This window comes from Mycobacterium sp. OAS707 (assembly GCF_014873705.1).
Lineage (GTDB): Bacteria > Actinomycetota > Actinomycetes > Mycobacteriales > Mycobacteriaceae > Mycobacterium.
On record NZ_JADBDS010000006.1, the window covers coordinates 145414 to 161315 of the forward strand.

Genomic DNA, 15902 nt, shown 5'->3' on the forward strand with positions numbered 1-15902 from the left:
GTTTACTGCCGCGCCATCGCGATGCGGAAGCGCTCGTCCGGCTCGATGTAGTGCTCGGCGGCCTTGGCGTCATCGCCGAGATCGATTCGCACCCATCCGATCTTGCCGGTGAATCTGCTGTTGTGGGCGGTGTAGTCCGGACTGACGGTGGTGCCGGTCTCGTTGCCGACGTCGGTGGTTTCGTCGGCGGAGAAGATGAAGCCCTGGGTTTGATCGACGCGACCCTTGCCTACTTCCTTGCCGTCGTAGTACAGGGTGACGTCACCGCCCTTGCCCATGCCTCCGCCGTCGTAGGCGAACTCCATGCGCACTTGGGTCGTTCCGGTCGGAACGGGCTCTGCGGCTTCGATATCGAATGACTTGATGCCCAACACGTTGTAGTGGAACTTGGCCCGACCGTCTTTGGCGTAGAGGCTCCACCCGCCGAATCGGCCACCTTGGGCGATGATCACGCCCTGTACGCCCTCTGGCGGAACCTCCACTTCGGAGGTGACCGCGAAGGACTTGTTCTTGATGTCGACAACGCTGTTCTCCGACAAGCGGCCCATGCCGGCGAAGAGAAGCTGGGAATTGCCCTTGATCAGTGTCGGCCTGCCTGCCGACGTCGGGTTGATGCGTTCGATCTGTCGGTCATCGAGCGGTAACACGTTGTACTTGACCGCTTCGATCAGCCAAAGCCGTTGCAGCTCATGCAGTTTGTCGGGATTCTCCCTGGAAAGATCCTTGGACTGCGTCCAGTCGGTGTTGCCGTCGTAGAGTTCCCAGACGTCGTCGTCGAAGGCGGGCATGGCCGCCCCACCCATCTCCCATGGTGTGCGGTGCTTGGTCACCGCGCTCCAGCCCTTGTGGTAGATGCCCCGGTTGCAGAACATCTCGAAGTACTGGGTCTCGTGTCGCTCAGGGGCGTCGGCGTCGTTGAAGCTGTACAGCAGGCTGGTGCCCTCGTAAGGGCTCTGCATGACGCCGTTGACGATGGTCGGCTCCGGTATTCCGGCTGCCTCCAACACAGTGGGCGCCAGGTCGATGACGTGGGTGAACTGGTTGCGTATGCCGCCCTTGTCGTCGATTCCCTTGGGCCAGTGCACGATTGTGCCGTTGCGGGTGCCGCCCCAGTGCGACGCCACCTGCTTGGTCCACTGATAGGGCGTGTCCATCGCCCACGCCCAACCCACCGCGTAGTGGCCGTAGGACGTCTCACTGCCGAACTCGTCGAGCTTGGAGGCCAGGAACTCGGGCGTCTCGAGGTCGGCCATCCCGTTGAAGTTGGCCATCTCGTTGAACGCACCCTGCAGCGTGCCTTCTGCGGAAGCACCGTTGTCGCCGATGATCACGTAGACCAGCGTGTCGTCCATTACCGGTTCGAGCGCGTCGAGCAACCGGCCGACGTGATAGTCAGTGTGCTCCAAAAATGCGGCGTACACCTCCATTTGGCGCTCCAGCGCGGGCTTGAGCGCAGGATCCATTTCGTCCCACGCCGGGATCTCCGCGTGGCGCGGCGTCAGTACCGCGTCGGGGCCGATGACGCCCAGCTCCTTCTGCCGTTCGAAGGTGATCTCGCGCTGCCGGTCCCAGCCGTGGGCGAACTTTCCCTTGTACTTGTCGATCCACTCCTTCGGCACATGGTGCGGCGCGTGGGTGGCACCCGGTGCGAAGTACATGAAGAACGGTTTGTCGGGCAGCAGCGCCTTCTGCTGGCGCACCCAGCTGATCGCCTTGTCCGCCAGGTCCTCGGTGAGGTGATAGCCCTCGGCAGGCGTCTTCGGGGGCTCGATGGGCGTGGTCCCCTCGTAGAGGGCGGGGTCCCACTGGTTGTTCTCACCGCCGATGAAGCCGTAGAAGTACTCGAATCCGCCTCCGCCAGTAGGCCATGCCGTGAACGGCCCCGCCGGGCTGGTCTGCCAGACAGGTACCTCGTGGCACTTGCCGAATTGAGCGGTCGAATAGCCGTTGAGCTTGAGCGTCAACGCCAATGGCGCCTTGGTGTTCGGCAGCACCGAGGTGTATCCCGGTGCCGCAGTCGCGGTCTCGGTGATGTTGCCCATGCCGACCGAATGGTGGTTGCGGCCGGTCAGCAGGGCCTGCCGCGTCGGCGAGCACAGCGCGGTGGTGTGCAACCGGGTGTACTTCAAGCCGCCGGAGGCGAGCCGTTCGAAATTCGGCGTCTCACACGGACCGCCGAAGGCGCTGCTCGCGCCGAAGCCCACATCGTCGATGAGGACGACGAGCACGTTCGGGGCCGTCTTCGGCGGCCGCACATCCTTGATAGGCGGATAGCTGGTGTCCGGGTCCTTGGCGTCGTACGTGGTGAGTCCGACGTGCGCGATGTCGGGGATGGGAAGGATGTCACGCCGGACGGTGTCCGCTGACGAGTTGGGCATGGATGTCCTCTCCGCTCGAACCACGCTGCTTGGGTCCGAGAGGGTCAGACTAGCCGCTCGCCAAGTGATCGATGCGTCATGCGACCCAATATGCTTGTGCCTTGATGGATTTCCGAGGGATGTTGTAGTCCTCGCGGAAGACCTTGGCGACCGCGCGGGTGGTTCGGTTATCGCATGCGACCCAGCCGAAGTGGTCGGCCGCGTCGAACGCCGATGAGCTGACTGCCTGCGTGAGCGCTTCACCGCCGTTCTTGCGGTCAACCCACACCACGTCCGTGCTGCGCGCCACCGGCAGTTGCTTGTCATCGTCGTGGCCTGCTTCGAGAAACACCTTCGCCGGGGCGTTGCCGATCGCGGTCAGCAACGAGTTGATGGCGGGCAGCGAGGCGGTGTCGCCGACGATGACGTAGCCCTTGGGCGCGGGCTCGGGCAGCGTGAAGTTGCTGCCGAGCACCGTCACCTCGATGGTGTCGCCGGGTTGCGCGTTTCGAGCCCACCGCGAGGCGACCCCATCGTGCAGCGCGAACTCGATGTCGACGGTGTCGGTCGCCGGATCCGGGTCGACCAGCGTGTAGCCGCGCTGATGCTGCTTGTCACCGTCGGTGAACCACATCCGGATCCACATCGTCGGATGCAGCGGCCGGTCGGTCAGCAAGCCGCCGGCGTCGAAGCTCAGGCGCAGGTAATGCGGTGTGATCTCGCGACGGCCCGTCACGGTCAGCCGGTAATCACCGGCACGCAGCAGCTTCAGCACCGCGCCCTGAAATCCACGCGACGGCGTGTCCGACATGAGTAGCCCTTCCTAGCGATTTATTAGGAAAGGTTACCCTAACTCGCGCGAGTGGGCGGCTGTCCGTGTATAGCCGTTGCAGTAGGTCAGTGAAAGCTTGGGCCGCAAGTCATTCCGCTGACTCCGCGTCGTCTCGCTCTTCCTCCAGTCGGTCTTTGCTTCGGAGCAGGCGCAACAGTGTTACCAAGCCAAGCCCCCCGACCATGTTGCCGACCACCGTGTAACCGAACCACGTGAGCCAGTCGAGATAGCCGAACGGTGCGTGGCCGGTGAACATCGCTCCGAAGATCAACAACGAGTCCAGAATCGAGTGAAACATCTGCAGTCCGGCGAGCAGGAACGCGCCGGCGACGGCCGCCGCAATTTTGCCAACTACCGAATCGGTGCCGTGCTGCATGCGCGTCATCAGTGTGATCGCCATGCCTCCGAGCACGGCTAGCGCCAACGTCTCTGCGGACATCGGTGCGGTGGCGTAGTGGGTCGCCGACTCGACCGTCTGGTCGTGCAGTTTCGGGAACGCGGTGATGATCAGCCACATGATCAGCCAGCCGCCCGCGAGGTTGGCAGCCAGCGTGCCGCCCCACAGCTTGAGCAGTTGGGCGAAGCTGGCCCTTTTGGCGGCCACCGTGGTCACAGGGACCAGGAAGCCCTCGGTGAACAACTCGCTGCGGCCCAACAGCAGGGCGAGGAAGCCGATCGAAAACGCCAGCCCCGCAAGCAATGTGTTGTCCGTGGCTGCCAGCACGGAAAGGTATGCGAGTACGCCCATCGCAACCTCCGTGCCACCGAAGAATCCGGTGACCAGAACTTCGCGCCAGCTACGGTGCAGCCGTTGCGTGCCCTCGTCGACCATCCTGGTGAAGGCGTGTTCGAGTTCGTCCTCGATCGGGCTGTCGGATCCTCCGAGGTGGCGTTGGTCGGTGTTGCTCATCGAATGCGGCGATCGCGTTCGGAGTCGCGTTTGCCACAGTGGGCGCGCTGCGTGACGACGCGGCGTGCTGCTGGCGTGGTGGAGGGTGTGCCCTGCGATCCCGGAGTGGCCATGTGTCCTTTTTCGTGGGTCACCAAACCGGCGATCCGTGTTCTGTTGGTTGGATCCCGGGATGCCCGATGGCGTCGGCTTCAAACCCTCGGGCGGCCGATAGGCGCTTACGCCGCGCTAGTCGGCGCGTACGCGCGTGAACCTGTGCAGCAGCCACGCCACCGGCACCGTCACCACGAACGTCGTCAGGAACAGGATTGCGACGTTGCCGGTGTAGATGTGCCAGCGCAGGATCTCCACCATCACCAATTCCATGGTCACCAGATGGATCAGGAAGATCTCGTAGGAAATCTCGCCGAGAAAGACCATCGGGCGAGTGGCGAGGAACTTCGCGTACAGGCCGCGGTCGTGCAGCGCCAGCGGAGCGACAGCCAGCGTGGCGATCACCGCGTAGAACCCCGCCTTGATCAGGGCCTCACGCAGCTCATGCGGTGACGTGGTGGGTTCGCCCGCAATCGGCGTCGAGGCGATGAGGTAACACACCACCGCCAGCGGCACGCACGCAAACGCATACGCGCGCACCCCCATCGGCTGCAGCACCGCCAGCATCATGCCGCCGATGAACCACACGAGATACGTCGGCAACCACAGCCGCGCACCGTCGGGCAGAAAGTCAGTGGTGTGCACCAGGATCAGCCACGCAGGTGTGATCAACGCAAGCCCCGCGAGACCGGTGAGCAACAGCAGCGGCCGCCAACGACGCCGGCACAGCACCACCAACAACAGGTACGCCAACAGTGGCAGCACCACATAGAACGCGACCTCGACCGCCAGGCTCCACATCTGCGTAAGTCCTTGGTGCAGATACGAATACAGATAGTTGTCGGTGTAGATCTGAGTCAGCGTCAAGTTGCGCAACAACCCGATCATGTTGTGGCCGGGGTTCGGGCCCGCGGTGCGCCAGTGGTAGATCGCGAAGGCCACCAGCACCGTGACGACGTATGCCGGCATGATGCGACGCACCCGATGCCACGCATAGCGGCGCACCGAAGGAGACACACCATCGGTGGCGACGGCCTTGACCCACGGCGCGAACAACAAAAACCCCGACAGCACAAAGAAGATCGGTACGCCGATCTCCATCCGCGAATACACCAGCCCGATGTAGCCGTGCGTGTACTTCCCGGTGGTGTATGCCGCATGCGTGCCCATCACCAGCAGCGCCGCGATTGCGCGGATGCCTGTCAGCGACGCGACGCGCTCGGCCTTGCTTACCGATTCCAGGCCGCCTTGCGCGACTGGGTCTTTCACGCCTTTCGGCGATGTCATTCGTGCTTCCGCTTCGACTTACCTGGTGGCCGCTTCGGTGCGCGATCCGGCTGGAGATTGATCAGGTTGCCCTGAATGCGGGTTTTTTCAAGGGCTTTCAGCGTCTCCTTGGACAACTTCGCGGGCAATTCGACCAGCGAATGGTCTGGCCGGATCGTGATATGACCGAAGTCGCTGCGGTGCAACCCGCCCTCGTTGGCGATCGCGCCGACGATCGCGCCCGGCATCACCTTGTGCCGCTTGCCAACCGAGATGCGGTAGGTGGCAAGGTCGCTGCGCCGCTCGCGCGGCTTGCGCGGGCCGTCATCGCGCGGTCGCTCGGGCCGTTCGCGCCGTTTCTCCGGCGGCGGTTCGGTCATCAGGAACTCTTCGCCGTCGCGGCTCTGCAACGCCAGCGCGGCGGCGATGTCGGCCATCGGCACGTCGTTGTCGCGCTCGTAGCCCTCGATCAGCTTGCGGAACAGGTCTATTCCCGGTGCGCTGAGCGCCTTGGTGATCGAATCGCGGAACTTCTCCACCCGCTGAGCGTTGACGTCGTCGACCGAGGGCAACTGGGATTCGACCAGCTTCTGCCTGGTGACCCGCTCGATCGAGTTGAGCAGGTGACGTTCGCGCGGCGTGACGAACAACAGGGCGGTGCCCGACCGCCCGGCCCGACCGGTGCGTCCGATCCGGTGCACATAGGACTCGGGATCGTGGGGGATGTCGTAGTTCAGCACATGCGAGATGCGTTCGACGTCAAGGCCACGGGCCGCGACGTCGGTGGCGATCAGGATGTCGATCGAGCCGTTCTTCAGCGAGTTGATCGTTCGCTCGCGGACCGCCTGCGGGATGTCGCCGTTGATCGCGGCCGCGGAGAACCCGCGGGCCCGAAGCTTTTCGGCGACCTCCTCGGTGGCCTGCTTGGTGCGGACGAAAACGATCATCGCCTCGAAGGGCTCGACCTCGAGCAGTCGCGTCAGCGCATCCATCTTGCGCGGGCCTGCCACCTGGATGTAGCGCTGCGAAATGTTCTCGGCGGTCTGCGTTTTCGACTTGACCGTCACCTCGACCGGATCGTGCAGGTATTTATTGGTGATCTTGCGGATCGCGGGCGGCATCGTCGCCGAGAACAGCGCGACCTGCTTGTACTCCGGGGTGTCCGCCAGAATGCGCTCGACGTCTTCGGCGAACCCCATCTGGAGCATCTCGTCGGCCTCGTCGAGCACCATGTAGTCGAGGTGGCTGACGTCGAGGGTGCCCTTTTCCAGATGGTCGATCACCCGCCCCGGCGTGCCGACGACCACCTGGGCGCCTCGCTTGAGGCCGGCCAGTTGCGGGCCGTAGGAGGAGCCGCCGTACACCGGCAGAACGTTGACATGAAGGTGCGCGCCGTACCGGCTGAACGCCTCGGCCACCTGCAGCGCAAGCTCACGGGTCGGGGCGAGGACAAGCGCCTGGGTGGTCTTACTCGTCGGGTCGATCTTCGACAGGATCGGGATGGCGAACGCGGCGGTCTTGCCGGTGCCGGTCTGGGCCAGGCCGACGACGTCGGAGCCCGCCATCATCGCGGGAATGGTCGCGGCTTGGATGGCCGACGGCGACTCGTATCCGACGTCGCTGATGGCCTGCAGCACCGAGGGGTGAATCTGCAGGTCGGCGAATGTCAGATCAGCGCTGGTCGGATCCGGTTCAGAGGACGTCATCTCGCAGGAAGTCTAGTGGTTGGGAGCCCGATTCCCCGCCGCGCGCCTGTCTGCCGGTTGGTCGCATTGGCGTTAGGGTGCCCTGTTGTGAAATGGGCCGTCCTCGTCGCGGCGGTGACGGTCGCCGTTGCCGGCTGCGGATCGGGTGACTCGACGGTGTCCAAGACGCCGGAGCCGACGGTCTCGACGGCGACACCGGCGACCGCTGCGCCTGCCCCGGCGTTACCCCCGCCGCCGCCCGTCGTCGCACCTTCGGCGACTGCGGCGGCTGATCCGTGCGCGATCAACCTCACCGCGCCCGAGATCGCCAAGGCGGTCTCGGAGTTGCCCCGCGACCCGCGCAGCAACCAGGGCTGGAGTCCCGAACCGCTGGCAGGCAACTACAACGAATGCGCGCAATTGTCGGCGGTGATTGTCAAGGCCAACACCAACGCAGACCACCCGAACACCCGTGCTGTGCTGTTCCACCTCGGCAAGTTCATCCCGACCGGCGTTCCCGACACTTACGGGTTCAACGCCATCGAGAACTCGGCCACCACCGGCGACACGATCGCGCTGAAGTACTCCGGCGGCATCGAGGGGCTCGACAGCGTGGTGAAGTTCCGGTGGAACGGCAACGGCGTCGAGTTGATCGGCAACACTGGCTGATCCCTGGCGCGAACGTGGGTTACCCGCACGGTTTTAGTGTGTGATGCGTGCATCAAGCCCACACTCGGCGCGCTGGATCGAGCCAAGAGATGCGCGCGTCGAGTCGGATTTCCTGCCAGCGGGGCCAACCCGCCGCGCGGGCGGCGTCACGCACGCGAGCCAGGAAAACATGCGACCGGTAGCGCAAGTGATCGCGGCTCAACCGGATGATCAGCCAGCCCTGGGCGGCGAGTCGGGCCAGTCGGTCGATATCGCGAGCATGCTGGTCGGGGTCAACCCAGTGTTGAGCACCGTCATACTCGACGCCGACCTTCAACTGCTCCCATCCGATGTCGACGCGGCCAACGAATTCGCCGAATTCGTCGAGAACGACGATCTGCGTTTGGGGATTCGGAAACCCGGCGGCGATCAACAGCAGGCGCGTCCGGGTCTCTTGCGGTGACTCTGCGCCGGCGTCCATCAAATCCAAGGCACGCCGCAGTTGAAGCATGCCGCGGGCCCCGCGATGGTTCTCGGCGACAAGCGCAACATCTTCGGGCTTCAGACCAGTCGCGTTCGCCAGTGCGTCGATCCGGATGATCGCGGTTTCGAGTCGATCGCGCCGGCCGAGGTCGTATGCAGTTCGTGCCGGCGTAGTGACGGGCATTCCGCGTACGACGCACGTCTCGTCATCGCGGAGGCGGTTGCGGTGAATGATGATGCCGTCGACGCCGCAGGTGTCACGACGGATCAACTCGGCAGGTAGGTCCGAAGCTATCCACTGCGAGCCGTGCAGTGCCGCGGCGGACATTCCTGCAATCGTGGCGTTTCGCTCGGACCACAGCCACGCAGCGACCGCTCGTCTGGCAGGTGTGAGTTCCACGGCCTTCACCAAATACACGTTGCGGTAGACCATGTCGTGGCGGCTCACCAACGTTCGCCTGGTCACCCTGCCTGCCGCCAATGCTTCGGTGCCGACGAACGGCATCACTTCGTCATTCATGCCGTCACCGTTGCGACGCAGACCCACACAATCGGCGCTCGCAGCCAGCTCACTGGTCTATCTGTGGATGGCGGCACGACTGGGGATCGACGAGTGTGGGCTTGTGTCACGCTGCGGCGGCCCAAAGCGTGCGGGTAACCCACGTTCGCGCCTGACGTGAGGTGTCGGTTGGCTCACATAGGCTGACAGCGTGTTCGTCTCCGGCGATCGCGTCATCTACAGCGCATCCGATCTCGCCGCAGCAGCGCGTTGCGAGTACGCGCTGCTGCGTTCGTTCGATGCGCAACTCGGCTGGGGACCTGCGGTCGCCAAAGAGGATGAACTGCTCGCGCGGACAGCCAAACTCGGCGGCGAGCACGAGCAGCGTCACCTCGACGAACTGCGCGAGGATGCCGACGAAACCGTCGCGGTCATCGGCAGGCCCAAGTACACCGTCGACGGGCTGACCGCCGCGGCGGAGCAGACGATGCGCGCCGTCGAGCGCCGCGCCCCCGTCATCTATCAGGCCGCCATGTTCGACGGCCGGTTCGTCGGCTTCGCCGATTTCCTCGTCTTGTCGCACTCTGAGGCTGGCGCCCGCTACCGGCTGCGCGACACCAAACTGGCCCGCTCCGTCAAGGTCGAGGCGCTGCTTCAGTTGGCCGCCTACGCGGACACCCTCGCCGCGGCCGGTGTACCCGTCGCCGACGAAGTGGAACTCGTGCTCGGCGACGGCGCCGTCGCGAGCTACCGCGTCGACGAGCTACTGCCGGTGTATCTGCCTCGCCGCACCGAACTGCAGCGCCTGCTCGACGACCACATGGCCGGCGGCAAGGCAGTCGCCTGGACTGACGACGACGTGCGGGCGTGCTTTCGCTGCCCGGAATGCGAGATCCAGGTGCGCGCCACCGACGACCTCTTGCTCGTCGCGGGTATGCGGGTAACCCAACGCGCCCGGCTGATCGACGCAGGCATCACCACCCTGCACCAGCTGGCCGACCACACCGGCGCTGTCGAGGAACTGCCTGCCCGCACGGTCAAGACGCTCGCGGCCCAAGCCCGACTACAGGTCGCCGACCGTGTCGACGGCAAGCCACCGTACGAGGTCGTCGACGCCCAACCGCTGATGGTGCTGCCCGACGCGGACAAAGGCGACCTGTTCTTCGACTTCGAAGGCGACCCGCTGTGGACCGTCGACGGCCGGGAGTGGGGGCTCGAATACCTATGGGGCGTACTCACTGTCACCGACGAGTTCCACCCGTTCTGGGCACACGATCGGGCCGGTGAGCGCCAGGCGCTGCAAGATTTCCTCGCGATGGTGCGCAAGCGGCTGCGGCGCTATCCCGGCATGCACATCTATCACTACGCGGCCTACGAGAAAAGCACCCTGCTGCGGCTGGCAGGCCGCTACGGTGTCGGCGAGAACGATGTCGACGACCTGCTGCGCAACGGCGTGCTCGTCGACCTGTATCCGTTGGTGCGCAAGAGTATTCGAGTCGGCACCGAGAACTACAGCATCAAGTCGCTCGAGCCGCTCTACATGGGCAACGAGCTTCGCGACGGTGAGGTGACCACCGCAGCCGACTCCATCACGCAGTACGCGCGCTACTGCGCGCTGCGCGACGAAGGGCGGCCCGACGAGGCGGCGTCGGTGCTCAAGGAGATCGAGGACTACAACGTCTACGACTGCCGGTCGACGCGGCGGTTGCGCGACTGGATGATGGCCCGCGCCATCGAGTCCGGTGTACCGCCTCGTGGTCCGCAACCCGTAAGCGATGGCGGCGCAATCGAACTCGCCGACGCCATCGACCGCAGACTGCTCAAGTTCGCGGGCGACGGCGTCGAGGAACGCACGGCCGAACAGCAGGCCGTGGCGATGGTCGCCGCCGCGCGGGGATTCCACAAGCGTGAGGACAAGCCGTACTGGTGGGCCCACTTCGACCGGGTGAACAATCCGGTTGACGAGTGGGCGGACAACAGCGACGTCTTCATTGCCGAGCGCGTCGAGATCGTCACCGACTGGCACCAACCGCCGAAAGCGCGCAAGCCCCAGCGGCATGTCCGCCTGGTCGGCGGCATCGCGAACGGCGAACTGTGCAAAGAGATGTACGCACTCTATGACCCGCCCGCACCCGTGGGCCTCACCGACGATCCCGACCGGCGCGGGTTCGGGTCGGTGACGGTGGTCGGGTGCGACAACCCCGAAGCCCCCACCGAGGCCGTTGTCGTCGAGAAACAGCCAAAGGACGGCGACGTCTTCGAGCAGTTGCCGTTCGCGCTGACACCGGGTCCGCCCATCAACACCAAACCGTTGCAGGACTCAATCGCCGAGACCGCCGCGCTCGTCGCCGCCGGCCTTCCCAATCTGCCCGTCGACGCGGTGACAGACGTTCTGCTGCGGCGCAATCCGCGAACGCTCAGCGGTGCGGCACTCCCCCGCACCGGGGTCATCGCCGACGACATCACGACCGCGTTGCTGGATCTCGACTCGTCGTATCTCGCGGTGCACGGACCGCCGGGCACCGGCAAGACGTTCACCTCCGCGCAGGTGATCGCGCGCCTGGTGAACCGACATCAATGGCGGATCGGCGTCGTCGCCCAGTCGCATGCGGTGGTGGAGAACCTGTTCTGCGATGTGCTCAAGGCGGGCGTCGACGGCGAGCGGATCGGCAAGAAACTCAACACCGTCAACGCGGGCTGGACCGATCTGACCAATCCGGAGTTCGCGGGTTTCATCGAAGGCCGTGACGGGTGCGTGGTGGGCGGGACGGCCTGGGATTTCGCCAATGCCAACAAGATTCCGCGTCAAGCCCTCGATCTGCTCGTCGTCGAGGAGGCCGGCCAGTACAGCCTGGCCAACACCGTCGCAGTCGCACCGTCGGCCAGAAACCTGATGCTGCTTGGTGATCCACAGCAGCTGCCACAGGTCAGCCAGGGCACACATCCCGAACCGGTGAACGAATCCGCGCTCGGCTGGCTGGTGGACGGCCATCACACGCTGCCCCCAGAGCGCGGCTATTTTCTCGACTACTCGTATCGGATGCATCCCGCCGTTTGCGAACCGGTTTCCCGGCTCTCCTATGACGGCCGGTTGCGTTCACATGAGCACGTGAGCGCCGCGCGCAGCCTCGACGGCGTCGCCCCCGGCGTCCGGGTGCTCACCGTGCAGCACAACGGCAACTCCACCGACAGCCCCGAAGAGGCCGACGCGATCGTCGCGGACATCTGCGACCTGCTCGGCAGGACGTGGACGGACGAAAACGGCGAAACGCCGTTGGCGCAGGAGCACGTCCTGGTGGTGACGCCGTACAACGCGCAGGTGGTCACGTTGCGGCGCAGGCTGGACGCCGCCGGACTCGACAAGGTCGAGGTCGGCACCGTCGACAAATTCCAGGGCAGGCAGGCTCCGGTGGTGTTCGTCTCCATGGCGGCGTCGTCTGCAGATGATGCACCGCGCGGAGTTTCGTTCCTGTTCAACAGGAATCGGCTCAACGTCGCCGTCAGCAGGGCGAAATACACCGCGATCATCGTGCGGTCGGCGCTGCTGACCGACTACCTGCCTGCCACGCCGGACCGCTTGGTGGAGCTGGGGGCGTTCTTGTCGCTCGCGTCGTGTGATACACCGACGGAATGACGCTGACCGAAACGCTGGCCGGGATCGTGGGCGCCGCACACGTCATCACCGATCCCGATGTGCTGGACGGCCGCAGCGTCGACCACACCGGGCGCTATCGCGGGAAGGCAGGCGCTCTGGTGCGACCGGGTTCGGCCGACGAGGTGGCTGCGGTGCTGCGGGCCTGCCGCGACGCCGGCGCATATGTCACGGTGCAGGGCGGACGGACGTCGTTGGTTGCCGGCACGGTGCCCGAGCATGACGACGTGCTGCTGTCGACCGAACGGCTGCGCGAGGTCGGTGAGGTCGACGGCGTCGAGCGGCGCATTCGCGCGGGCGCGGGCGCGACGCTGGCCGAGGTGCAGCGCGCCGCGTCCGCCGCCGGTCTGGTGTTCGGGGTCGATCTGGCCGCGCGCGATTCCGCGACGGTCGGCGGAATGGCGTCGACGAATGCCGGCGGACTGCGCACGGTCCGCTACGGCAACATGGGCGAGCAGGTCATCGGCCTGGACGTGGCGCTGCCCGATGGGTCGCTGGTGCACCGGCATTCTCAGGTGCGCAGCGACAACACCGGCTACGACTTGGCGTCGCTGTTCGTCGGCGCCGAGGGCACTCTCGGCGTCATCACCTCGCTCGACTTGCGGCTGCACCCGACTCCGAAGCAACGGGTCACCGCGATCTGTGGATTCGACGATCTCGACGCGCTGGTCGAAACCGGGCGCGTGTTCCGCGACATGGACGGCATCGCGGCACTGGAGTTGATCGATGCCCGCGCCAGCGCATTGACCGCCGAGCATGTCGGGGTTGCCGCGCCCGTCGATGGGGCATGGCAGCTGCTCATCGAATTGGCAGGCGACACAGACCAAACCGAGCAACTGGCCGATGCGCTCGACGATGCGCGGATGTCCGACGAGCCCGCCGTCGGTGTCGACGTCGGCGCGCAGCAGAGGCTGTGGCAGATCCGCGAATCGGTGGCCGAGGTGCTCGGCGTGTACGGGCCGCCGCTGAAATTCGATGTGTCCCTTCCACTCTCGGCGATCGCGGATTTTGCCAAGGCATCCGCCGGCTTGGTCGCCAAACATGCGGCCGAGGCGATCCCCGTGCTCTTCGGTCACATCGGCGAGGGCAATCTGCACCTCAACGTGCTGCGGTTTCCGGCAGGCGAGGCGGAGCGGGCGATGTATTCCGAGATGATGGAGTTGATCGCCGGCAGCGGCGGCAACGTCAGCTCCGAACACGGCGTCGGCACCCGCAAGCGCGACTATGTGTCGATGTCACGCACGCAAGCCGATATCGCGGCGATGCGCGCAGTCAAAGCCGCGTTCGATCCGACCGGATATCTCAACCCCGCAGTGCTTTTCGGCTAGTCGTGGCCAGGAGTCGAGTGCCTGCCGTAGCGCGGCGCGTCGTCGGGATCGTCGCGGGAGTGTCTGCCGTTGGACTCGAACCAGAACGGCCGCTTCTGCGGTTGGCTCTCGGGCAGGTAGTGGCGCGATGACCGCTCATGGCGTGACGGACGCGGCCGCGGAGCGGGCGGGGTCAGCGGCTGAAATCGCTCCTCGTCGACGTGAAAGCCGTTGTGCGCGAATCCGATCGGTTCGGATTGGGGCTTGGCGGGCGGAACGTCGTCAGCCAAGAGCTGGTCGAAGATGCCGCGCCACGATTCGGGTTCGGGGGGCTCGTCATCGGCCGGCAGATGCCGCCACGACTCGACCGGGGCGGAGTGCCAGGCCTCGGCGGGGGCCGGCAGTGGGTGGTCGACACGCGTCGGCATCGGCGCGGTGACGCTGTCGTCAGCGGGGACGACGGGCTCGGCTTGGATCACCGGTTCGGGATCGTCGTCCCAACGGATTTCGTACTCGAGGTACTCGTCGTCATCGACGAACGTCTCGTCGCCGCCGTAGTCGACCGCCAGGCCCGCGTGGTGGTCGTCGTCCAGATCGTCTTCGTCCTCATCGAGATCAGCGGTGCCGAACCCGAGCAGGAAAATCGCTGCGACGACGCCGAACAACGCGAAGAACGCGGGCAGCAACATCGATTGCGACATCGCTGCCGCGAACGGATCGTGCAGCCAGGCGGGCAGCTGCGTCACCCCACCTTCGCCCTGCGTCGCCTGCGCAGGCATGGGCGGCATCTCGGCACTGATCCGCGACGTCATGAACGCGGCCATCCCCGCGCTGCCCAACACCGAGCCAACCTGCCGCGTGGTGTTGTAGACGCCGGAACCGGCTCCCGCCAGTTTCGGAGGCAGGTTGCGAGTTGCGGTGGCCGCCAGCGGAGCCCAGATGAATGCCGAACCGACGCCCATCGCGGTGATCGGCAACACCAACCGCCAGATCGGCGTGCTCGGCGTCATCTCGACGGACAACCAGGTCATCGCGATCGCCAGCACCGAGAAGCCGAAGCCGATCACCGGCCGTGGGTGCGAGCGGTCGACGATCTTGCCGACGAACGGCGCAAGCACTCCGGTGGAGATCGCCATCGGCGCCGTCAGCAACGCTGAGCGCGTCGGCGAAAGTCCGCACACCGCTTGGGCATAGAACATCAGCGGCAAGAACGTCGCCGTGACGACGAAGCCGATGGTGGCGACCCCGACGTTGGACAACGAGAAATCGCGGTCGCGGAAGATGCTCAGCGGGATCAGCGGTTCGCTGGTGTTGACGTACTGCCAGATCAAGAATGCGGCCATGAACCCGATGCCGCCCGCGATGGTGCCCCAGATCCACGGCGCCCAGTGATGCGACTGGCCTTCCTGCAGTGCGAACACGATCATGAACATGCCGATGCCGGACAGCAGCACACCGAGCAGATCGAATTTGTGCGTCGACGTCGGCAGCACCGGGATCAGCCACACGGCCAGCGCCAGCCCGATGACGCCGATGGGCACGTTGACGAAGAAGATCCACTGCCAGCCGAGCCGGTCGACCAGTACGCCGCCGGCCAGCGGGCCCACCAGCGTCGCTACCCCCGCCGTCGCGCCCCACACGCTCATCGCCACGCCGCGGCGCTCGGCCGGGAAGATCCGGGTGATGGTCGACAGCGTCTGCGGGGTGAGCAGCGCGGCGCCGATGCCCTGCACCACGCGGGCCGCGACCAGCATTTCGATGCTGCCTGCCAGCCCGCACCACAGCGACGCGGCGGTGAACACCGTCAGACCCAGCAGGTAGAGGTTCTTCGGCCCGAACCGGTCGCCGAGGCGGCCGGCCACCAGCAGCGGCACTGCGTAGGCCAGCAGGTAGGCGCTTGTCACCCAGATGACGGAGTCGTAGCTGGCGCCGAGCTTGTCCATGATCGACGGGTTGGCGACCGCGACGATGGTCGCGTCGACCAGGATCATGAAGAAGCCGACCAGCATGGCCCACAGGGCGTTCCAGGGATTTCCGGCGTCGACTCGTAGCCGCACTCCCCCTCGAGCGCGGCGATCCTGCCGGTTACTTAACGTTTGGAACATCTCGGGTCGACCACAAAAGCAACGATTCAGCCGACGGTACGGACCTGGATATCCCCCGGACAAGT

The 15902-nt window shown here is 65.5% G+C and carries 10 protein-coding genes; 3 read left to right on the forward strand and 7 right to left on the reverse strand.

The window, feature by feature from the left end:
* Positions 1 to 2: 2 nt before the first annotated feature.
* From GGC64_RS31975 to GGC64_RS31995, 5 genes are all read right to left on the reverse strand, one after another.
* Complete coding sequence (locus GGC64_RS31975; RefSeq protein ID WP_192726625.1) at positions 3 to 2378, reverse strand: arylsulfatase; 2376 nt, start codon at positions 2376 to 2378, stop codon at positions 3 to 5.
* A gap of 76 nt (positions 2379 to 2454) precedes the next feature.
* Complete coding sequence (locus tag GGC64_RS31980) at positions 2455 to 3168, reverse strand: siderophore-interacting protein (protein WP_192726626.1); 714 nt, start codon at positions 3166 to 3168, stop codon at positions 2455 to 2457.
* A gap of 109 nt (positions 3169 to 3277) precedes the next feature.
* Positions 3278 to 4099 carry a formate/nitrite transporter family protein gene (locus GGC64_RS31985; protein WP_192726627.1) on the reverse strand — a complete coding sequence of 274 codons (822 nt, stop codon included), beginning with the start codon at positions 4097 to 4099 and terminating at the stop codon, positions 3278 to 3280.
* A gap of 228 nt (positions 4100 to 4327) precedes the next feature.
* Entirely contained in the window at positions 4328 to 5479 is a 1152-nt protein-coding gene (locus GGC64_RS31990; RefSeq protein ID WP_192726628.1) for an acyltransferase, read from the reverse strand.
* Positions 5476 to 7164, reverse strand: coding sequence for a DEAD/DEAH box helicase (locus GGC64_RS31995; RefSeq protein WP_192726629.1), 1689 nt, complete (start codon positions 7162 to 7164; stop codon positions 5476 to 5478). Before GGC64_RS31995 ends, GGC64_RS31990 begins: the two co-directional genes overlap by 4 nt.
* An 87-nt stretch (positions 7165 to 7251) precedes the next feature.
* Here GGC64_RS31995 and GGC64_RS32000 point away from each other — a divergent pair, with 87 nt between their 5' ends.
* Entirely contained in the window at positions 7252 to 7812 is a 561-nt protein-coding gene (locus tag GGC64_RS32000; RefSeq protein WP_192726630.1) for an LppP/LprE family lipoprotein, read from the forward strand.
* 52 nt (positions 7813 to 7864) lie between these two features.
* Here GGC64_RS32000 and GGC64_RS32005 read toward each other — a convergent pair whose 3' ends face one another.
* Entirely contained in the window at positions 7865 to 8794 is a 930-nt protein-coding gene (locus tag GGC64_RS32005; RefSeq protein ID WP_192726631.1) for a DUF559 domain-containing protein, read from the reverse strand.
* A gap of 190 nt (positions 8795 to 8984) precedes the next feature.
* Here GGC64_RS32005 and GGC64_RS32010 point away from each other — a divergent pair, with 190 nt between their 5' ends.
* Positions 8985 to 12407, forward strand: a complete 3423-nt coding sequence (locus GGC64_RS32010) for a TM0106 family RecB-like putative nuclease (RefSeq protein ID WP_192726632.1) — start codon at positions 8985 to 8987, stop codon at positions 12405 to 12407.
* Positions 12404 to 13753, forward strand: coding sequence for an FAD-binding oxidoreductase (locus GGC64_RS32015; protein ID WP_192726633.1), 1350 nt, complete (start codon positions 12404 to 12406; stop codon positions 13751 to 13753). The genes GGC64_RS32010 and GGC64_RS32015 overlap by 4 nt, the downstream gene beginning before the upstream one ends.
* Here GGC64_RS32015 and GGC64_RS32020 read toward each other — a convergent pair.
* On the reverse strand, positions 13750 to 15837 hold the full coding sequence (locus tag GGC64_RS32020; RefSeq protein ID WP_192726634.1) for an MFS transporter: 2088 nt from the start codon (positions 15835 to 15837) through the stop codon (positions 13750 to 13752). The genes GGC64_RS32015 and GGC64_RS32020 overlap by 4 nt on opposite strands.
* Positions 15838 to 15902 lie beyond the last annotated feature (65 nt).

Coding starts and splice junctions, on each gene's coding strand:
- GGC64_RS32015 (WP_192726633.1), top strand. CDS start 12,404: ATGACGCTGACCGAAACGCTGGCCGGGATCGTGGGCGCCGCACACGTC.
- GGC64_RS31980 (WP_192726626.1), bottom strand. CDS start 3,168: ATGTCGGACACGCCGTCGCGTGGATTTCAGGGCGCGGTGCTGAAGCTG.
- GGC64_RS31985 (WP_192726627.1), bottom strand. CDS start 4,099: ATGAGCAACACCGACCAACGCCACCTCGGAGGATCCGACAGCCCGATC.
- GGC64_RS31995 (WP_192726629.1), bottom strand. CDS start 7,164: ATGACGTCCTCTGAACCGGATCCGACCAGCGCTGATCTGACATTCGCC.
- GGC64_RS31990 (WP_192726628.1), bottom strand. CDS start 5,479: ATGACATCGCCGAAAGGCGTGAAAGACCCAGTCGCGCAAGGCGGCCTG.
- GGC64_RS32005 (WP_192726631.1), bottom strand. CDS start 8,794: ATGAATGACGAAGTGATGCCGTTCGTCGGCACCGAAGCATTGGCGGCA.
- GGC64_RS31975 (WP_192726625.1), bottom strand. CDS start 2,378: ATGCCCAACTCGTCAGCGGACACCGTCCGGCGTGACATCCTTCCCATC.
- GGC64_RS32020 (WP_192726634.1), bottom strand. CDS start 15,837: ATGTTCCAAACGTTAAGTAACCGGCAGGATCGCCGCGCTCGAGGGGGA.